Source organism: Curtobacterium sp. MCBD17_035 (assembly GCF_003234815.2).
Taxonomy (GTDB): Bacteria; Actinomycetota; Actinomycetes; order Actinomycetales; family Microbacteriaceae; genus Curtobacterium.
Window position 1 is genome coordinate 2,876,909 of record NZ_CP126279.1, and the last position, 19,741, is coordinate 2,896,649.

18 protein-coding genes and 1 pseudogene are annotated in these 19,741 nt (G+C 66.8%); 8 read left to right on the forward strand and 11 right to left on the reverse strand.

Annotation, left to right across the window (positions count from 1 at the left end; all coding sequences use genetic code 11):
• Together DEI93_RS13520 and DEI93_RS13525 are read right to left on the reverse strand one after the other, a co-directional pair.
• On the reverse strand, positions 1-1,329 hold the full coding sequence (locus tag DEI93_RS13520; RefSeq protein WP_111119939.1) for an extracellular solute-binding protein: 1,329 nt from the start codon (positions 1,327-1,329) through the stop codon (positions 1-3).
• 86 nt (positions 1,330-1,415) lie between these two features.
• On the reverse strand, positions 1,416-2,453 hold the full coding sequence (locus tag DEI93_RS13525) for an NAD(P)-dependent alcohol dehydrogenase (RefSeq protein WP_111011385.1): 1,038 nt from the start codon (positions 2,451-2,453) through the stop codon (positions 1,416-1,418).
• Positions 2,454-2,784: 331 nt separating this feature from the next.
• Here DEI93_RS13525 and DEI93_RS13530 point away from each other — a divergent pair, with 331 nt between their 5' ends.
• The 4 genes from DEI93_RS13530 (at position 2,785) to DEI93_RS13545 (ending at position 7,514) form a co-directional block, all read left to right on the forward strand.
• Positions 2,785-3,831, forward strand: a complete 1,047-nt coding sequence (locus DEI93_RS13530) for a LacI family DNA-binding transcriptional regulator (RefSeq protein WP_111011384.1) — start codon at positions 2,785-2,787, stop codon at positions 3,829-3,831.
• A gap of 54 nt (positions 3,832-3,885) precedes the next feature.
• Positions 3,886-5,976 (forward strand): hypothetical protein, encoded by a 2,091-nt coding sequence (locus DEI93_RS13535; protein WP_111119938.1) that lies wholly within the window; start codon positions 3,886-3,888, stop codon positions 5,974-5,976.
• The gene (locus DEI93_RS13540; protein WP_111119937.1) at positions 5,969-7,051 is read left to right on the forward strand and encodes a class I mannose-6-phosphate isomerase; all 1,083 of its coding nucleotides are present in this window, start codon (positions 5,969-5,971) and stop codon (positions 7,049-7,051) included. Before DEI93_RS13535 ends, DEI93_RS13540 begins: the two co-directional genes overlap by 8 nt.
• 274 nt (positions 7,052-7,325) lie before the next feature.
• Complete coding sequence (locus DEI93_RS13545) at positions 7,326-7,514, forward strand: hypothetical protein (RefSeq protein ID WP_181436060.1); 189 nt, start codon at positions 7,326-7,328, stop codon at positions 7,512-7,514.
• Between the two features lie 83 nt (positions 7,515-7,597).
• Here the strand turns inward: DEI93_RS13545 and DEI93_RS13550 are convergent, their stop codons facing one another.
• Together DEI93_RS13550 and DEI93_RS13555 are read right to left on the reverse strand one after the other, a co-directional pair.
• Positions 7,598-8,020 carry a hypothetical protein gene (locus DEI93_RS13550; protein WP_146244424.1) on the reverse strand — a complete coding sequence of 141 codons (423 nt, stop codon included), beginning with the start codon at positions 8,018-8,020 and terminating at the stop codon, positions 7,598-7,600.
• A gap of 224 nt (positions 8,021-8,244) precedes the next feature.
• Positions 8,245-9,564, reverse strand: coding sequence for an RES family NAD+ phosphorylase (locus tag DEI93_RS13555; RefSeq protein WP_111119935.1), 1,320 nt, complete (start codon positions 9,562-9,564; stop codon positions 8,245-8,247).
• Here DEI93_RS13555 and DEI93_RS13560 point away from each other — a divergent pair.
• Positions 9,461-10,444: a hypothetical protein gene (locus tag DEI93_RS13560; RefSeq protein WP_181436058.1), complete on the forward strand. Its 984-nt coding sequence runs from the start codon at positions 9,461-9,463 to the stop codon at positions 10,442-10,444. The genes DEI93_RS13555 and DEI93_RS13560 overlap by 104 nt on opposite strands.
• Positions 10,445-10,456: 12 nt before the next feature.
• On the opposite strand, the gene DEI93_RS13565 is transcribed toward DEI93_RS13560, so the two are convergent.
• Both DEI93_RS13565 and DEI93_RS13570 read right to left on the reverse strand, forming a co-directional pair.
• On the reverse strand, positions 10,457-10,903 hold the full coding sequence (locus tag DEI93_RS13565; protein WP_111119934.1) for an EamA family transporter: 447 nt from the start codon (positions 10,901-10,903) through the stop codon (positions 10,457-10,459).
• 6 nt (positions 10,904-10,909) lie between these two features.
• Positions 10,910-11,476: a DMT family transporter gene (locus DEI93_RS13570; RefSeq protein ID WP_146244422.1), complete on the reverse strand. Its 567-nt coding sequence runs from the start codon at positions 11,474-11,476 to the stop codon at positions 10,910-10,912.
• Positions 11,477-11,603: 127 nt separating this feature from the next.
• On the opposite strand from DEI93_RS13570, the gene DEI93_RS13575 reads away from it, so the two are divergent.
• Positions 11,604-12,500 carry a DNA adenine methylase gene (locus DEI93_RS13575; protein WP_111119932.1) on the forward strand — a complete coding sequence of 299 codons (897 nt, stop codon included), beginning with the start codon at positions 11,604-11,606 and terminating at the stop codon, positions 12,498-12,500.
• Positions 12,501-12,887: 387 nt separating this feature from the next.
• On the opposite strand, the gene DEI93_RS13580 is transcribed toward DEI93_RS13575, so the two are convergent.
• Entirely contained in the window at positions 12,888-14,501 is a 1,614-nt protein-coding gene (locus tag DEI93_RS13580) for a hypothetical protein (protein ID WP_111119931.1), read from the reverse strand.
• 345 nt (positions 14,502-14,846) lie between these two features.
• Between DEI93_RS13580 and DEI93_RS13585 the strand changes: the two genes are divergently transcribed.
• Positions 14,847-15,155 carry a transposase gene (locus DEI93_RS13585; protein WP_111119930.1) on the forward strand — a complete coding sequence of 103 codons (309 nt, stop codon included), beginning with the start codon at positions 14,847-14,849 and terminating at the stop codon, positions 15,153-15,155.
• A 90-nt stretch (positions 15,156-15,245) separates the two neighbouring features.
• A pseudogene (locus DEI93_RS16485) lies at positions 15,246-15,428 on the forward strand (IS3-like element ISAar45 family transposase); the annotation flags it as partial.
• A 191-nt stretch (positions 15,429-15,619) separates the two neighbouring features.
• On the opposite strand, the gene nrdF reads toward DEI93_RS16485, so the two are convergent.
• From nrdF to nrdH, 4 genes are all read right to left on the reverse strand, one after another.
• Positions 15,620-16,594 carry a class 1b ribonucleoside-diphosphate reductase subunit beta gene (gene nrdF / locus DEI93_RS13590; RefSeq protein ID WP_111010416.1) on the reverse strand — a complete coding sequence of 325 codons (975 nt, stop codon included), beginning with the start codon at positions 16,592-16,594 and terminating at the stop codon, positions 15,620-15,622.
• 130 nt (positions 16,595-16,724) lie between these two features.
• On the reverse strand, positions 16,725-18,830 hold the full coding sequence (gene nrdE / locus DEI93_RS13595; RefSeq protein WP_111050011.1) for a class 1b ribonucleoside-diphosphate reductase subunit alpha: 2,106 nt from the start codon (positions 18,828-18,830) through the stop codon (positions 16,725-16,727).
• 17 nt (positions 18,831-18,847) lie between these two features.
• Positions 18,848-19,264 (reverse strand): class Ib ribonucleoside-diphosphate reductase assembly flavoprotein NrdI, encoded by a 417-nt coding sequence (gene nrdI / locus DEI93_RS13600; protein ID WP_111010419.1) that lies wholly within the window; start codon positions 19,262-19,264, stop codon positions 18,848-18,850.
• Between the two features lie 65 nt (positions 19,265-19,329).
• Positions 19,330-19,563 (reverse strand): glutaredoxin-like protein NrdH, encoded by a 234-nt coding sequence (nrdH, locus tag DEI93_RS13605; RefSeq protein WP_111010420.1) that lies wholly within the window; start codon positions 19,561-19,563, stop codon positions 19,330-19,332.
• Positions 19,564-19,741 lie beyond the last annotated feature (178 nt).

Sequence of the window (19,741 nt, forward strand, 5' to 3'; positions counted from 1 at the left end):
CTACTTGCCGATGGTCGTGTTCATGTGGTCGGAGAACTGCTTCGGCGTCTCCGACTGGTTGAAGAGCAGGTCGAGCTGGGTCCAGAACTCCGTCGAGGCGGCGGGGCTGAGCGCGAGGTCCCAGGACTGCTGGAAGTGCGGCGCGTCCGTGATCATCTGCTCCGCCTGCTTGGCGAAGTCGCCCTTGAGCTTCGACGACACCCCGGTGACCGGCGGGATCTGCCCCTGCCCGATCATCGTGTTCACGTACGAGTCGTTCCAGACGCTCTTGGTCACGTACTGGAGCGCGGCCTTCGTCTGGGCGGCGGACGCCTTGGACGACACCGACCAGTAGACCGAGGGGTTGCCCGCGATGTCCTTCGGGTCGCCCTTGCCGCCGGAGACCGCGGGGAACGGTGCGACCTCGAGCTTGCCGCTCTTGACGAAGTTCGGGTCGATCGACGAGATACCCGAGTAGGCCCACGTGCCCTGGAGGAGGAAGCCCGCGCGGCCCGTCACCATGAGCGCGAGGTCGGCGTTCGTGTCGGCGGACACCGACGCGAACCCGTCCGCGAAGCCCCCGGCCTTGATGAGCTGCTGGATCATCGTCGTGGCCTGGATCACGGCGGGGTCGGACCAGGCGTTCGGCTTGTTGTCGAGGATCGCCTGGAACGGAGCAGGGCCGCCGATCCGGTCGACGAGGTACTCGATGTACATGAGGTACGGCCACTTGCTCTGACCACCGAGTGAGATCGGGGCCACCCCGGCCGCGCGGAGCTTCTTGACGTCCTTGAGCAGGTCGTCCCAGGTGGCCGGAGCCTCGCTGATGCCGGCCTTCTGCAGCACGTCCTTGTTCATGTACAGGACCACGGGCGCTGTGGAACTCGCGGGGATCGCGTAGGTCTTGCCGTTCACCTTGCCGGTGTCCGCGATCGAGGGGACGATCTTGTCGGTGAAGGACGTGTCCGACTTAAGGTCGCTGCTGAGGTCCTTCACGAGCCCGGCCTTGACGTACGACTTGAGCGTGCCGCCGCCCCAGTTGTAGACGAGCGTGGGTGCCTGCGGCGAGTTGATCGCGGTGCGGATCTTGTCCTTGAAGTCGTTCGTGCCGAAGTACGAGTCGGTGATCTTCTGGTCGGGGTGCGCCTTGTTCCACGTCGCGATGGACGGCTGGATGTTCGGCTTGTCGGCGGTGGTGCTCCAGGCCGTGATGGCGCTGCTGGACGAGCCGCTGCCGCCGGCGCTGCACCCGGCGAGGGAGATCGCGACGGCTGCCGCGGCGACGGTGGCGGCGGTCCGGCGGATCAGTCGTCCGCGGGTGATCGGCCGCGACGATGCGGGGATCTTCATGGGGGTACTCCTCAGGAGTCTCGGGATGGTGTGTTGCGGGGACGTCCGGATGGACGGGCCGAGGCCACGAAACGGGCGACGGGAGATCAGGGGACGACGACGGCCTTGAGCGTGTCGGGGCGCGTCGCCGCGTCGAGCGCGGCCTCGACCTCGTCGAGGCCGAACCGACCGGTCACGAGTGCGTCCACGTCGACGAGCCCGGCTGCGATGAGCCGGATGGCGATCGGCCACGTGTTCGCGTACCGGAACACCCCGGTGACGACGAGCTCGCGGTTCTGGATGCGGGACACCGGGAGCCGGATCTCGTCGGCGCCCATGCCGACGAGGACGACACGACCCGCGGGCGCGACGGCGTGGATGCCGGCGCGGACGGCGGGTTCGGCGCCGGACGCGTCGATGAAGGCGTCGACCTCGTAGTCGGCGGTGGCGACGTCGACGACCATCGGGTCGACGACCTCGGTCGCGCCGAAGCGGAGTGCGACCTCCCGGCGTTCGGCCACCGGGTCGCTGACGATGATCCGCGTCGCGCCGAACGCGCGGGCGACCTGCGCGGCGATGACACCGATCGGCCCGGCCCCGGCGATGAACACCGAGCTCCCGGGCGTGGTCTGCGCCTTCTGGTTGGCCCAGATGCCGACGCTGAGCGGCTCGCAGAGCGCCGCGGCCTCGATCGACATCGTGTCCGGGATCGGATGGGCGTAATCGGTCTGGATGGCGGCGTACTCCGCGAACGCGCCGTCGATCGGCGGCGTCGCGTAGAACTCCATCGAGGTGCAGAGGTTGTAGCGGCCGTGCTTGCACTGGTCGCAGTGTCGGCAGGCGCGCTGCGGCTCGATCGACACGCGCTCGCCGACGCGGTCCGGCGAGACCGCAGCCCCGACGGCGACGATCGTGCCCGCCGACTCGTGGCCGAGGATCATCGGCTGCTCGACGACGAACGAGCCGATGCGGCCCTCGTGGAAGTAGTGGACATCCGAGCCGCAGACGCCGACGGCGGCGATCCGGACCAGGACCTGGTCGGGATCGAGTCGGGGCACCGGCACGGTGTCGACACGGACGTCGCCCGGGGCGTGCAGGACGCTCGCCCGCATGTGCTCCGCGACGGAGGCGGATGGTGCAGTCATGTGGACCTCTCCGGCCGCGCCATCGCGGCTCCTCGGACCCTCACAGCATCGGTGCTGAGTGGTAACGGTTCCAACAATGCGCACGCGCGCCGAGGGTTGTCAACTCCTCTCGCCAAGAAATATGGCGGAATTGGGCCTCCGAGCCTGCCACCATTGACAGCGCCGGCGCATTCCTCCTACTGTTCGATGTGGAAACGGTTCCACTTTCTGTTGCCTGCCCGAGGAGGGACGCGATGCTACGCAACGCCGCTGCCCCCGCTCGGGACGTCGTCCCTGTCGCTCTGCGCTATGCAGGGCACGCGGCGAGCGCCGCGTCAGGGAGGAGCGACGGATGACCGACAGCACGCAACGCCCCAAGCGGGGCCAGGTCACGATGCGCGAGGTCGCCGAGGCGGCCGGCGTCGGCATGGGCACGGTGTCGCGGGTCTTCTCGAACGTCGGAGCGGTCGCCCCGGCCACGCGCCAGCGGGTGGAGGCGGCGGCCAAGGACCTGCATTACCGTCCGAGCGCGCTCGGTCGCGACCTGAAACGACGGACGACGAACAACATCGGCCTCATCGTCACCGACATCTCGAACAACTTCTACGGGGAGTTCGCCCAGGGGGTCCTCGCGAGCGCCAAGGAGCTCGGACGCCACGTGATCCTCTGCGCGAGCGGCGAGGACCCGGCGACCGAGCGGGAGTACATCGACCTGCTCGTCGAGCAACGCGTGGACGGGATCATCGCCTTCCCCACGGGGAGCAACCTCGACGCGTGGGAGACCGCGCGGGCGATCGGCATCAACGTGCTGTTCGCCGACCGGACGATGGCCGACCTCGACGTGCCGTCCATCCTGGCGGACAACCTCGGGGGCGCCCGCCGACTGACGGAGTACCTCCTCGCCCTGGGGCACGAGCGGATCGGGTACCTCGGTGGGCCTTCCCAACTCACGACGGGCAGCCAGCGCGAGGCGGGGTACCGGCTCGCCCACGAGCAGGCGGGCGTCCCCGTGATCGACGAGCTCGTCGTGCGCACCCGGTTCACCCGGGACACCGCCTACGCGAGCGCGATCCGCCTCCTCGACTCAGCGGTGCCGCCGACCGCGCTCCTCGCCTCGAACAACATCCTCGGCGAGGCGGTGCTGGCCGCGGTCCGCGACCGCGGTCTCCGCGTGCCCGAGGACCTCTCGCTGGTCATGTTCGACGACGTGCCGTGGGCGCGCCTCGTCGACCCGGCGATCACCGTCGCGGCGCAGCCGGCCTGGGGCATGGGCCAGTCGGCGGCGCGGATGGTGCTCACACTCGACGACGACACGCGGTCCCAGGTGGTCCCGGTCGACGTGGTCATCCGGCGCAGCGCCGCTGCCCGGTTCATGGACACTCCCGTCATCGGGAGCTGACCGACGGGTCGGACCCGTCACGTGCCCACGACGCTGTGGGAGGAAGAGCGACACATGGAACGCGGCATCTACTTCGACGGCTGGTACCCGAACGAGCACTGCTACCACCCGAGCATGCCCCCGCGGCGGCTCACGATGGCGGACGACGTCGTCGAGATGGGTGGGACGATGCTCGTCTGGGCCGGTCTCGGCGGCGGCGTGATCAGCCTCCCGTACCTGGAGGACGAGGCGTTCGGGCCGATCCCGCAGCGGTTCCGCCAGCACGGGTACGTCAACGAGTCGGAGTTCATCGCGTACACGAAGGAGCGCGGCGTCGACCTGTTCGGCATCGTGTTCGAGGCGCAGGCGTGGGAGTTCCCCGCCGAGGTCGAGGACGGTCGCGTGCTGGCCCAGAACCAGCTGCGGGACGTCGGCACGCGCACGACGATGGGCCTCCGCGAGTTCTCGACCAACACCGGACCGGCCGACTGGAAGCCGTTCCGCCACTACTTCCCCGACGGCCTCGTGAACAGCGACGGCGAGCAGGTCACCGACCTGTGGGAGGAGGTCGTGTCCCGCGACCTCGAGGGCCGCCCCCTGCACGCGCACTGGGTGGAGGTCGACGGCACGGGCCAGTCCTGCTACCTCGCCGACCGGAACAACCCGGTCTGGCGCGAGTACCTCAAGGCGGTCATCCGCATCCAGATCGACGCCGGGGCGCCCGGGGTGCAGCTCGACGAGACCGACGTGCCGCTGCTCGCCCTGCGCTACGGCGGCTGCTTCTGCAAGGACTGCGTCAAGGGGTTCCGGGCGTACCTGCAGACCCTCGACACACCCCCGACGGAACTCGCCGGGGTCGACCTCGCCACGTTCGACTACCGGCAGTGGCTGCTCGACCAGGGGTACCGGACGGGCACCGCCCCGCAGACGTACCCGCTGTACGCCGAGTACTGCCGCTTCCTGCAGATCGCGATCACCGAGACGTTCCACGAGGTCGCCTCGTACGTGAAGGAGTACGCGGCGTCGCAGGGCAAGCAGGTCCGCGTCGCCGGCAACTTCTACGACTGCGCGCCGTTCTACGAGGCGATGGTCGACGACGTCGACGTGCTCGTCACCGAGATGCGCGAGACGAAGTACCAGCAGCCCTGGTACTTCCGCCACGGCGTCGGGATGAGCCGCGGACGTCCGCTCGTCGCGGTCGAGAACCCGTACGGCGGCATCACCGAGGACCTGCTCCGCCGCATCCAGCGAGGACGCGCCCACGACCTGTTCCGCCTGTCGATCTTCGAGGCGAACGCGATGGGCGCGAACATGTCCCTGCCGTACGGCTCGTGGCTCGGGACCGAGGTGAAGGACTCCTACTGGGTGCCGAAGGACCTGGCGGTCGAGACCGGTCAGGCGCTCGTCGGTCTCGACGCCGTCACGTCGAACGTCTCCGTGCACAGCACCGCCGTCGTCTACTCCGTCCCCAGTGTCATGCGGGCGATGATGGACTCGGACATGTTCAGCGACGACGGCCGCTGGTTCGAGCCCGTCGAGGCGGTCGACGCACGCGCCTCCTCGTACTGGGAGACCATCGAGTGCCTCAGCCGGTCCGGCCGCACCTTCGACGCGATCGTCCTGCCGGACGAGGGCCTCCGCCAGGACGACACGGTGGCAGCGACCTTCGCCCCGTACGCGACCGTCGTCGTACCGGACGCGTGGAACATGAGCGCCCGCCAGCACGAGGCGCTCCTCGCCTACCTCGGCCAGGGTGGACGCGTCGTGGTCAACGGCGCCTACGGCACCGAGTTGCCGGCGGCCGACCGGGAGGCCCTGCTCACCCACGCCGGGACGACCCACCTCGACGACGTGCGCGCGATCCCCGACCTGGTACCGCAGGACGTCCTCGGCGAGTTCGATGAGGCGATGGCCGTCAACGTCCACCATCTGCCCGACGACACGCTCGCCGTCCACGTCGTCAACTTCGACTACCAGGAGGCCGACGACGCCGTCCAGCGCCGGCTCGACTTCGAGATCGGCGTCCGCACGGATCGCGCGATCACGACCGCGACCGTCCACCGGCCGGGCCTCGCCCCCGAGACCGCGCCCGTGCACCTCGCCGAGGGCGTCGCGCGTGTGACCATCCCGACCCTCGACCTCTACGCGGTGGTGCACCTTGCCTGATCGACCCGAGCCGCACGACGCAGCGGACGACGCTGCACGAGCCGACTGGTCCGCTGCCCCCATCCGCCTCGCCGCGAACCAGCCGCCCGCCCGGCCCTACCGGGGCGGCGCCGGCATCGCGCGCTTCCGCGGCCTCCCCGAGTCCGAGGTGGACCCGTACACACCCGAGGACTTCGTGGCCTCGGTCACGACCGTGCACGGGTCCGACCACGTGGGCCTCACCGAACTCGCGCCGGGACTGACGCTCCGCGACGCCGTCCGGGCCGACCCCCAGGGGTTCCTCGGCCCGGAGCACGTCGCCCGGTTCGGTGCCGAGACCATGCTCCTCGTCAAGCTGCTCGACACGGCGGAGCGCCTGTTCGTGCACTTCCACCCGGACGACGACCACGCCCGCACCCACCTCGGCGAGCCCCGCGGCAAGACCGAGGCGTGGATCGTGCTCGCCGTGGCGGACGGCGTCGACGGCTACGCGTCCCTCGGGTTCACGCGCGAGGTCTCCGAGGCCGACGCCACAGCCTGGTTCGCGGAGCAGGACGCCGGCGCGATGCTCGCCGCGATGCACCGCGTGCCGCTGCACCCCGGGTCCGTGTTGCTCGTGCCCGCGGGGGTGCCGCACGCGATCGGCCCCGGCATCACGCTGGTGGAGCTGCAGCAGCCGGCGGACCTGTCGATCCTGCTCGAGTACGACGGCTACCCGGGACTGGACGCGTCCACGGCGCTCATGGGGAACGACCTGCACGAATCGCTCCAGGCGCTCGACCGTCGCGCGTGGACCGCGGAGGACGTCGCCCGGCTGGTCGGCGATCCCGCCGCACCGGACGACACCACCGCCTCCGTGTTCCCGCCCGCCGCGGACCCGTTCTTCCGCGCCGAACGGATCCGCACGTCGGAGCCCGTGGGTCTGCCGGCGGCGTTCGCGGTCGTCGTGGTCGTCGGCGGCAGCGGGACGATGGCGTCCGGGTCAGGCACGCTCCCGCTCGCCGCGGGTGACACGGTGCTCGTGCCGTTCGCCGTGGGCGACGTCGAGCTCTCCCCCGGGCTCGACGTCATCCGGGCGCTCCCGCCGCGGCCGTGAGTCCGGGCGCCGATGGGGGCGCCGTGACGCTTCACCGCGACTGCGTCACGTCGTCACCGACCGGGTCGCCGCCAGCGAACAGCGATGCCAGTGCGTGGGGAGCCCCAGTGCCGAACACCAGATCCACGGTCTCATGTGCGGCGGCGGCCTCGGCTCCGCTGGTCCGAGACGAGGTGCCGGACTCTGGACCAGGTGCCGTCGGCGCCGACCAGGAGATCGCTACGTCCTCGGCGCCGCAGCCCAGTACGCAGCAGGGCCCGGGCAGGCGGAGGACATGACTGCGCGGCAGCGGTACCTCGACGAACTCGCAGCCCGATGGGCGGACGAGGATGACGACGCCCTCGTTCAGGACATCGCCGCGCGTCTCGGAGATCACGACGACCAGGAGCAGTTCCTCGCCGGTGTGGACATCTTCCTCGCGGGTGTGCGCGCGCTGACGAACCCCCACACGGACCAGGGCTGACACCCGCGGGCGCGTCGCGGGTGCCCGCGCTCGACCCTCAGGGCGTCCTGGCCGCGGCGCATGGCGCCGGCGGGCGTCGCCGTTCACACGGACGTCAGGAACGTCGACACCACAGCGGCGACCCGCTCGGGTCCGCCGTGGTTCCACGGGCCGTCGTGGCCGAGCCCGTCGAGCTCGACGTGCCGTGCGTTCGGGAGGACCGCGGCGGAGATGACCACCACCGCACCGGTGACGAAGAACGCGGCAAGCGAGGTGGCGAATTCGTTAGTCGCGACCGCAGCGAAGATGATTGCGCTGATGCCGACGATTACGGCTGCAGCGACAAGGAGCGACGAACCACGACTGCCAAGCCAGACCGTTCGTCCACGCCGACCGGGATGAAATCCGACGGCAGCGTCTTCATCGATTACCGTCCGCAGTAGCGGCGGTCGGCGTCGGGCAGAAATCCCAGGCACAGACAGTGTTCTATCGTCGGCTGCCGACACCGGCGCGCTCACCAGCAGCACGGAGCACGCAAGCGCACACCCTTTTCACGCTCGCGCCTTCAGAAGCGGCTGCGTGCGTCGGTTCTCATCGCCACTCCCGCACCGGCATCGGGCCCCGGCGACGGACGCCGCCGCGTCGCAGGCCGAAGGCGGGCCGCCCGCCCCATCGACAAGGACGACGGCAGCAGCGGGTAAACCGATTCATTCGACGCGGGCTGCTCTTCGAGATTCGACGGCGATGAACCTCACTGCTCCGCCGGCGGAGTCGCAATCCATCGGCCGTACCCGAGGGTGGCGACCGGTGTCCCGGAGACGGTGTGGTGCAGCTGGCGTAGCACCAGACTTCGCCGGTCAAGGATCAGCAGCGTCTCCGGCTCGATGGGGACGTCGAACAAGCCGTCGGTGGCCGCCTCCGCGGCGACCGTGTCGTCATCGACGACGTTCTCATCGGTGGCGAACACGACGTAGTTCGACTCACCGGTGTGGGAACTTGCGAAGATGATGCCGTCGAGTCGCGGCGTCACTGCTCGACGGAAGTACTCGGCGAGGATCTGCGTCGGAACGTAGTCGATGTGCTGACGGCCATCAGGTGTGATCGGTGAACTGATGTGTCGTTGGAACTCGCTGAAGAACATCAGCAGCCCACGAAGCGCCAACCGGTCTTCATCGAACGGGGAGATGTCATGTTCGGTCGCGGCGGCTCGGAGGTTCAGCATCCGCAGCGGCCTCGCCGGGTGGAACACCCCGACGACGGCATGCTCGGCGACGGTGAACGCCGCCGTTTCGTTCAGCGCCGTCGCTTCATCGGCTGCGCCGTAGAACATGGCGATGCCCGCCGGCGACATACGGTTCGCGCCGGCGCTGCGAGCCGGTGCCGGTCCCAACGATGCAGCATCAATGGGCAGATCTGTGCGCCCTGGGAAGACTTTGCCGTTCACGGTCCGCGCCCGGTACATTTCGGTCATGGTCGGCAGTTCGGTGATGAGCCCGCCAACATCGGTTGCGTAACTGCCGACGAGGTCCAGGAACTCCCGCACTAATGCGGCAGGTCCCTCAGCACCAGTGAACACGAACCGTGTTTCGTGTCGGACGGTGTGTGAGAACGTCGCCCAGGCATGGTCGAGATGGTCTGATGTCATCAGGGCGCCAACTGTGCCGACCGCGTCGTCGGTGATAGCTTCCGTGATCGCCGGGATGATCTGTTCAAGATGGGTGAAGGCGTTCTGCGTCATGTATCCCACAGCCCAGTCCGTTGATTCCAGACCGACTGTTTCGTGCTCGTAGTACGGCGCGTCCGCTGACCGGGTGTACTCGCGCCAGAACGCCGCCATGAATGGAGGCAGGATCTCATTCCACTCAACGGCGAACGGTGCCGAACCTGCAGGCTCTGTACGTCCCGCATACGATGCAGTCAACCGCTGTCGGTGGTCCTGCCGCGTCAGCGAGGAACGCGTCGAGAATATGGTCCCGGCAGAGGGCGCCGTCGATATCAGCCCATCCGCGCTCGTCATCGTCCAACACCGTGGCCCTTCCACTGCTGATGACAGCGTCTCACCTCTTGTCATGCCGACGCAACCGCCGCTGCGGCATCGCGCAGGCAGACTGGACTACATGGCGGGAAACCCGGAACGTGACGACGAAGCAGACGCCCAGCAGGTGGTGACCGCGATCACCGGCGTGCGACTCGCGCATGCCGACCGCTATGGCGGAGCGGATTATCGAAGCGTGGACGGTTCCGTCGCGCTCGAGGTGACGACCGTGACGGACCGTGCAGCGAAGGCGGCTCGGGGACCGCTCCTTGAACTCATCGGAAGCAGGTCATCATCTGCGGACCTCAACGAATGCTGGTTGGTGTCAGTGAACGAACGGCACGCGCCGCTGAAGGGAGTGTCCGAACGTGTTCTCCCGCATCTGGTGGTCCTATCGTCCGCGGGCCTCCGGTATGTACGCCGACAATCCGCGTACGGGTTTCGGAACGACGCCGCCTCCGTCCGAGACGCAGTGGCCGAGCTTATTCGACAGGGTGTTGAACTGGCTGCGTCGCCGACAGGAATCTGCCCGCGTACGGTCCATGATCATACGGTGCTGTGGACTGCCGGCGGCGGAGGGGTCGCATCCAGCAGCGACGCGGCACTGTCAGCGGTGGAGAAAGACCTGAACGCTCGAGCCGACAACTTCGACAAGCTCGCAGACACGAACGCGGCATCAACTCACCTGTTCGTGTGGGTCGACTCGGAAACGTCCTTCGCCGTCACACGCGCGTTCCTTCACCGAGTCGAGGACGCAGAACCGGAGTTCAATCTCCCAACGCGCGCACCGCAACTCTCCGGACCGGTCACCAACCTGTGGATCGTCCATCGTGGCACCCGGAACGGCTGGCGGTGGGACGGTTCGGTTTGGCGGGCCGTGTCCGCGTCGACAATCACGGCTACCCCGTCTCCCTAACCGTCGCAAGAACTACACCGTGTCACTCCCCCGGCCCTGACCTGACAGCAGCGACCCCGGCGCGGTGGCTGCGATGTTCGCGACGACAATGCCGCCGATTCCCGCGCATTCAGCTGCGGAAGGGAACTCACCCAGCGCCACGACGGCGACAGCAGGTGCCGCCACGGGATTGATGCTCGCGACAATGCCGAACGGTTTCGTCGGGACGCGGCGGAACGCGAACATGTCAGCGACCGTTGGAACGACTGGGCAGAGCACCCCGGCGACGACGGCGAGAACGTTGCCGGTCCGATCCAGCGCACCGGTCGCAGCGAACACCACCAGAGCCGGCACCGCGATGATGGCGCCGACGGTCGCCGACAACACCGCGCCGGCGAACCCCGGGAGCTGCGCACCGATCTGCCGATTCAACAGAATGTTGGCAGCCCATGATCCTGCAGCGTTGACCGCGCATCCGATGCTGAATCAGTCTGTTGGACCCGATGAGTGGACCAGCACGAGCACACCGACCGATGCAAGCGCAGCCGCGGCGTACTCCTTCGCCGTCCGTGAACCGGCGATGGCGACCGTGAGCGGGCCGAGGAACTCGAGCGTGGCCAACGCCAACCCGAGACGACCAATCGCGGGGTAAGGGCCGAGGTTCGTCATCGTCGTGGCGAGTCCGAGGACGACCCCGATACCGATCTGACGAGCCGTGAAATCACAAAGCCGGGGGCGGGCGACCGGGAGCAGCACACCTGCCGCGATTAGCTGCCGTATCGCGACGACCACCGGCGCACCGATTGCAGTGATTGCGGTGGACGCCGCCGCTGCACCACTCTGCCGACACGACCAAGCTGCCGACCTGAGCGACGACGCCAGGCCACCGACGTACGGCCTCTTCTGGGCTGCCGTAAGAACGGTGAACGCGCCGGTCGCGACAGTCGGAACGGATTCAGTCGTCACGTCACCCGTTGGGTCGACGGCAAGAACACCGATGAGGAGCTTCTGCAGAGCTTGCGCGGCGATTCCCGGCAGACGCGAACAGGTCATTCTCGGTGAACCTAGTTCACGGCTGCTCAGCAGGTTCGCGTGACGCAGCGGGCCGTCAACAGCGCCGCCGTCCAACCCCGTAGGGTGAGCAGGCGTCACAGCTCAACGGGTACGGAAGGACAAGACAGTGGACACACCCCTGGCGATCGCCGCCAGTCGCCGATACGGCACGCTGTCGCCGCTGCGGTACCCGGGTGGGAAAGCGTCCCTTGCGGGCGTGTTCGCCGACATCATCCGAGAGCTCGGACTCACCGACGCCACATACGTCGAACCTTATGCCGGGGGTGCGGGCGCCGGCGTCGCGTTGCTGCGCGAGGGCCTGGTTGAGCATCTGGTCGTCAACGACTTCGACCCGGCGGTGCATGCCTTCTGGCACAGCATCGTCAACGACGCCGACGAGTTCCTGCGCATGCTGCAACTGACTCCGCTGACCGTCCCGGAGTGGCTGCGGCAACGTGACATCTACCGACAGCGAGACACCGGCAACCTGCTGCAGCTCGGGTTCGCGTTCTTCTACCTGAACCGCACGAACCGATCCGGAGTGCTCACCGGCGGCGTCATCGGTGGGTTAGAGCAAACCGGCACCTACAAGATCGACGCAAGGTTTAACAAAGCCGCCCTCGCCGACCGCATCACCGCACTCAACGCCCGCCGCGATCAGATCACCGTCACCGACCACGACGGGCGGACCGTGATCCGCGACTACGGCGACGACCCGAACGCGTTCATGTACATCGACCCGCCGTACGTGGGTGCAGGCTCCCGCCTGTACCTCAACGCATTCGACGCGCGGGATCACGCGGACCTCGCAGCGGTTGCCAGCAACACCTCCGACGCGCACTGGCTGATGACGTACGACGTCGCACCGCTGATCATCAACCTGTACCGCGATTTCCATGTCCGGCGATACGAACTGAACTACTCCGCACGACACCCAGGGAAGGCATCTGAGCTGATGATCACTTCCAGCAGTGTCCACGCCGCCCTGCGCCGGGTGACCGCGGTCGCCGCGAAACTCGCCTGATCTGAGCCTCTGCGTCACCACGCCGTCACCTGAGGACGACCGCTTCCAGAGGCCGGACGTCCGTGTTCAGCCGGAACCGGAGCACGTCCTCGACGCTGCGAAGCCCGGGCTCCGCGTCGTCCACATCGCGGGTCAACGACAGCACTCACGAGCACGGAACTGCCAATGCAGGTCACCGGCATCCGCACACTGCAATCCGAGTCCGCAAGCAAACGGCACCTTACTCCCACGAGGTTGGTTCGGTTTGCTGCGGTTTAGGCCTACGGTCGGACGAGATACGGTATTCGCTCCCCGCCACGCAACCCGTGCAACGCCCCCTCGCATACGCACTCGCAGTGGCGTCAGGGGACCAACCGCAGGCGACGCTGTGCGTGCGGGTCCGCGCACTCACCGGGTCCGGGTTTCGTGCAGCAAAAAGCGAACCAACGGCAGGACCACAAGCCACGCCTCGTGCACCTGGCGTCCGTTGACGTCAACGTTCACGCTGTGGGAGACCATGTTGAACCAGCGCTCGGTGCCGGGCACGTTCGCCGCGTCCGAGCTTTTCTGGGAGATGGCGCTGATGGCGTTGGCGAGTTGACCGTTGCCTTGATAGTCGTTCCGCACCCGCCCCATCACTCGTCCCAGTTCACCGGTGACGTCGATGCCGTTCGACCGGCCGTAGTGTTCCTTGATCGCCGCTTCCAGAACAGACCTGATGAGCATCGTTGCTGCGGCCGGAAAGTCGTACACGTGGATCCGGCTCAGCTCACGAAGCCGACGTAGCATCGTCAACGGCTGACCGGCGTAGTCGATCCCGGCGAGGTTAAGATGCACTCTTGTGGACGGGTCGTTCGGCGCACGCCGAGTGTCGCCGTCCGTGTCCGAGCCCTTCAACTCGCCCGCGCCACCGTCTCCAACGGTGGCGACGCCTGCGTCCGCCTTTGGCGCCGGGGACTGGTCAGTCTCACCGCTTCCCGCGGCCGCTTCCGTGCCAACTCCCGCACCTGCCGCCTGCGACGCTCCACCTGCAGCGGACGCAGCGTCAGGCGCGGAGCCCTCGACAGGGACGGACGGACTTGCTCCCGCCGCGCCAGCGGAGCCGTCCTGGACAGGTCCCTGCCGCTTCCCAGTGACATCGGCATCGCACGTGGTGTCCGGTTCGCCGGCGGTTCGCATCGCGTCGAGGAGGTACGCATACGCATCGGTTCCCGGCTTCAAGCCACGACGGGTGTTCACCTCCCCGTTCTTGAACCCAACCAGAAGACGTTCCAACGCCGCCCGTTCCGCCGGTGTGCTCGCCCACGACGCCACGCGCGACTGGTCGTTGAACGTCAGACCGATCAGTTCCCGGATTCCCGCCTGCCGGTACGCGTATTCGAACGACGACATCCGCAGCCGAGACCCGTGCGCGTACTTCGTGACCGCCGGATCATCGAACGTCGTCGCTCGAAGCTTCGCCCGAACCGTCCCCATGCGCACAAGCCGTCCAACATTTTCAATGCCGGGCAGCTGCGCCGCGAGCTCCTCGACGGTGATCTGGTCGGTGAGCTGCGCCATGACGAACTTCGCCTGCTCATCCGGGCTCCAACCGCGCTTGGACTGCCCGATGTGTAACCGAGCCAGGATCTTCGCCACCGCTGGACGATCCGGCAGCACCATCACCCGGATGGACTGCGGAAGGTTCTCCGCCTCGATGGCGAAACGACGGAGCATCCGTTCGATGTCTTCCTGATGCGCCGGCGCAAGCGACGGGTCCGCGAGCGCCATCAGCGCCGACACACGCCGGTTGCCTTCCACGACGACGTATTTCCCGTCCTCGAATACAACCAGCGGCTGCTCGTTGTCGACGTATCCGTCGCGAAGGATGAGGTCCGCGACACCCGCAGCGTCGTCCTCGGTCCACAGGTAGTTTAGCGCTGCCGTCTCCGACGGCTGATCCGCGGCGAACCGGAAGTTGCTGACATCCAGGTGCAACGACCTGAGGTCCATGTGTTCAATCGGATACTCGACGTACGCCACCGTGTGTGGTCCTTTCCTGGGTGCAGTGCACCAGCAGTGTGTCAGCCAAAGTAATTCAGGTGACGGAAGCTCACCGAAGAATCGAAAGGTCGCCATTCAGCCCAGGCTTCGTGCGCCGCCGATGCCATCCTCCGCTCGGACGCCATGGCTCTTGCTCTGCCTCTGACCGTGCAGGGCTGGGCCCCTTGCGCCGCCGAGCGCCACCGAGTCCACGCACGGCCAGAGTCCACGCACGGCCAGAAGAACGCCTTTACGTTCTCGATTGTTTCTGCGGGGAGGACTGCTACAGGGAGAGGTGACATCTGATCTCGCTTGCCCCGCTGGTGGGCCTGGAAGGATGCACTCGTGCCCAAGCCCTACACGCAGGAGTTCCGCGACGATGTCGTGCGCGTTGCTCGGAACCGTGAGCCGGCAGCGACGATCGACCAGATCGCCGCCGACTTCGGTGTTCACCAGATGACGTTGACGAAGTGGCTGCGCCGTGCCGCCGTCGACGACGGGAATCGACCCTGGATCACCCGCGCTGAGTCGGAGGAGGTCCGTGAGCTGCGGCGCCGGAACCGGCTCCTCAAGCAAGAAGTCGAGGTGCTGCGCCGGGCGGCGGCGTATGTGTCGCAGGCGAACCTGCCGGGAAGAGGCTCTACCCGCTCGTGAGCGAGCTCGCTGCTGACGGGATCTCCGTCGCGGCGACATGCCGGGTTCTCAAGCTTGCCCAGCAGCCCTACTACCGGTGGTTGGCGGCTCGCGCTCCTACAGAAAAACGTCCTGAGCCGACACACGTGGGCTACGCGTGAAGAACTCCGAATCGCGATCGTGACCTGGATCGAGGGCACGTACCACCGGAAACGCCGGCAGCGGGGCCTCGGGAAGTTGACCCCGATCGAGTACGAAGCAATCATCAACCCATCGGTCGCACTCGCGGCCTAAACCAACGAGTCAACGAAACCTGCAGCAGTCCCAAGCCCGAACGGTGGTCAGAACCGCTCACACAGAGAATTTGGCCAACTACAAACCGACGTGGCCAACCGCCGAGACACGTGGCCAACTACTCGGACACAAAGGCCAACTAGGAGGGGGCGGGTCAACACTGACGCCGCCGGATCAGCGAGCGCTCGGGATCAGAAGTCCCAGTCCTCGTCCTCGGTGTTCACGGCCTTGCCGATGACGTACGACGAACCCGACCCCGAGAAGAAGTCGTGGTTCTCGTCGGCGTTCGGCGACAGGGCCGAGAGGATGGCCGGGTTCACGTCGGTGATGTTCTTCGGGAACATCGGCTCGTAGCCCAGGTTCATGAGCGCCTTGTTGGCGTTGTAGTGCAGGAACTTCTTGACGTCCTCGGTCAGGCCGACGCCGTCGTAGAGGTCCTGCGTGTACTGCGCCTCGTTGTCGTAGAGCTCGTAGAGCAGCGAGAACGTGTAGTCCTTCAGGTCCTGCCGCTCGGCCTCGGTGACGAGCTCGAGCCCCTTCTGGAACTTGTAGCCGATGTAGTACCCGTGCACGGCCTCGTCCCGGATGATCAGGCGGACCAGGTCGGCCGTGTTCGTCAGCTTCGCGCGCGACGACCAGTGCATCGGCAGGTAGAAGCCCGAGTAGAACAGGAACGACTCGAGCAGGGTCGACGCGACCTTGCGCTTGAGCGGCTCGTCGCCCTTGTAGTAGTCCATCACGATGGACGCCTTCTTCTGCAGGTTCGGGTTCTCCACCGACCAGCGGAAGGCCTCGTCGATCTCGGGCGTCGACGCGAGGGTCGAGAAGATCGACGAGTAGCTCTTGGCGTGCACCGACTCCATGAACGCGATGTTCGTGTAGACGGCTTCCTCGTGCGGGGTGAGCGCATCGGGGATCAGCGAGACCGCGCCGACCGTGCCCTGGATGGTGTCGAGCAGCGTCAGGCCGGTGAACACGCGCATGGTCAGCGTCTGCTCCTCGGGCGTGAGCGTGTTCCACGACTGCACGTCGTTCGACAGCGGCACCTTCTCGGGCAGCCAGAAGTTGTTGACGAGGCGGTTCCAGACCTCGACGTCCTTGTCGTCCTGGATGCGGTTCCAGTTGATGGCCTGGACCGAATCGATGAGCTTCAGCTTCTCGACCAACGTGGGTTCCTCGTTCGGGGGTTGTGGGGATGCGCGGATGGGATGTGGTTGGTGGGAGCCGGTCTGGAGGGACGGTGCGGGCTGGCACCGTCCCTCCAGACCGGAGGTGGTCGCGATCAGCGACCGGCGGCTACAGCATGCAGCTGACGCAGCCCTCGACCTCGGTGCCCTCGAGCGCGAGCTGACGGAGGCGGATGTAGTAGATCGTCTTGATCCCCTTGCGCCACGCGTAGATCTGCGCCTTGTTGATGTCGCGGGTGGTCGCGGTGTCCTTGAAGAACAGCGTGAGCGACAGACCCTGGTCCACGTGCTGCGTCGCCGCCGCGTACGTGTCGATGATCTTCTCGGGGCCGATCTCGTACGCGTCCGTGTAGTACTCCAGGTTGTCGTTCGTCATGAACGGCGCCGGGTAGTAGACGCGGCCGAGCTTGCCTTCCTTGCGGATCTCGATCTTCGACGCGATCGGGTGGATCGACGACGTCGAGTGGTTGATGTACGAAATCGATCCCGTCGGCGGCACCGCCTGCAGGTTCTGGTTGTAGATGCCGTGCTCCTGGACCGAGGCCTTGAGCGCGGCCCAGTCGGCCTGGGTCGGGATGTGGATGCCGGCGTCGTCGAACAGCGCCTGCACCCGAGCGGTCGCGGGGACCCACGCCTGCTCGGTGTACTTGTCGAAGAACTCGCCCGACGCGTACTTCGAGTCGGCGAAGCCCTCGAACGCGGTGCCCTGCTCGATCGCGATCGTGTTCGACGCCCGCAGTGCGTGGTACAGCACTGTGTAGAAGTAGATGTTCGTGAAGTCGATGCCCTCCTCGCTGCCGTAGTGGACGCGCTCACGGGCGAGGTAGCCGTGCAGGTTCATCTGCCCGAGGCCGATCGCGTGCGACTTGTCATTGCCGTCCTCGATCGAGCGGACCGAGCGGATGTGCGACTGCTGCGACACGGCGGTGAGGCCACGGATCGCGGTCTCGATGGTCTTGCCGAAGTCGGGCGAGTCCATCGTCAGCGCGATGTTGAGCGACCCGAGGTTGCAGGAGATGTCCTTACCGATCGTGTTGTACGACAGGTCCTCGTTGTAGGTCGTCGGGGTGTTGACCTGGAGGATCTCCGAGCACAGGTTCGACATGTTGATCCGGCCCTTGATCGGGTTGGCCTTGTTCACCGTGTCCTCGAACACGATGTACGGGTAGCCCGACTCGAACTGGATCTCGGCGATCGTCTGGAAGAAGTCGCGCGCCTTGATCTTGGTCTTCTTGATCCGCGGGTCGTCGACCATCTCGCGGTACTTCTCGGTCATCGGAACGTCGCCGAACGGGATGCCGTAGACGCGCTCGACGTCGTAGGGCGAGAACAGGTACATGTCCTCGTTGTTCTTGGCGAGCTCGAAGGTGATGTCCGGCACGACGACACCGAGCGACAGCGTCTTGATGCGGATCTTCTCGTCGGCGTTCTCGCGCTTGGTGTCGAGGAACCGCATGATGTCGGGGTGGTGCGCCGACAGGTACACCGCGCCCGCACCCTGACGGGCACCGAGCTGGTTCGCGTACGAGAACGAGTCCTCGAGGAGCTTCATCACGGGGATGATCCCGGACGACTGGTTCTCGATCTGCTTGATCGGTGCGCCGGCCTCGCGGATGTTCGAGAGCAGCAGGGCGACACCGCCGCCGCGCTTGGACAGCTGGAGAGCGGAGTTGATGCCGCGCGAGATCGACTCCATGTTGTCCTCGATGCGGAGGAGGAAGCAGGAGACGAGTTCGCCGCGCTGGGCCTTGCCGGTGTTGAGGAACGTCGGGGTCGCCGGCTGGAACCGGCCGCCGATGATCTCCTCGACGAGGTTCACCGCGAGGTCCTCGTCACCGTGGGCGAGCCCGAGCGCGGTCATGACGACGCGGTCCTCGAAGCGCTCGAGGTACCGCTTGCCATCGAAGGTCTTGAGCGTGTAGCTCGTGTAGTACTTGAACGCCCCGAGGAAGGTCTGGAACCGGAACTTCTTGGAGTAGGCGAGGTCGTTGAGCCGCTGGATGAACTCGAGCGAGTACTGGTCGATCACGGCCTGCTCGTAGTAGTCGTTCTCGACCAGGTAGTCGAGACGCTCCTTGAGGTTGTGGAAGAAGACCGTGTTCTGGTTGACGTGCTGCAGGAAGTACTGCTTGGCGGCCTCGCGGTCCTTGTCGAACTGGATCTCGCCGCTCGGACCGTAGAGGTTGAGCATGGCGTTCAGGGCGTGGTAGTCCATCCCCGTCGCGGGCGACGTCAGATCGACGTCTGCAACTGCTGCGTCCAAAATGCATCCAATCCTGAGTTGACCGCCTGCACGTCGTCAGGGGTCCCGAAGAGTTCGAATCGATAGAGCACGGGCACGTGGCACTTGGCGGCCACGATGTCGCCGGCGAGTCCGTAGGCGTCGCCGAAGTTGGTGTTCCCGCCGACGATGACGCCGCGGATCAACGACCGGTTGTGTTCGTCGTTGAGGAAGGAGATGACCTGCTTGGGCACCGCGCCGCGCCCGTTGCCACCGCCGTACGTCGGTAGGACGAGCACGTACGGCTCGTCGACGCGGAGCGGGGGCTCCTTGGCGAACAGCGGGATGCGGACGGCCGGGCGTCCGAGCTTGTCGACGAACCGCGCCGTGTTGCCCGAGACGCTCGAGAAGTACACGAGCTGGCTCATGACGCGCCTCCGACGAGTGGACGGGCGAGGAGCGGGCGCGGTGCCCTGCAGGTGGGTGCGGTGGGTCAGCCGATCTCGGCGACGAGGCCGGCGATCTTGTCGGGACGGAAGCCGGACCAGTGGTCGTCGTCGGTCACGACGACCGGCGCCTGGAGGTAACCGAGGCTCTTGACGTGCTCGAGCGCGGCGGGGTCGGAGGAGACGTCGTGGACCTCGTACTCGATGCCCTTGTTGTCGAGCGCGCGGTACGTCGCCGTGCACTGGACGCAGGACGGCTTGGTGTAGACGGTGACGGCCATGATCTCCCCAGAGGTGGTGTCCCGGACGGGCTGTCCGGCGGTGGTTCTCGGTGTGCTGCTACTGGTGCGTGTGGGCCCGGATCCTGGTCCGGGCGGCCGGTCCGTGATGGCCCCGGTGAGGGGCGTTCCGGCCCCGTGAGGGGCCGGACTGTCCCGGCTGGTCGATACTACATCTTGT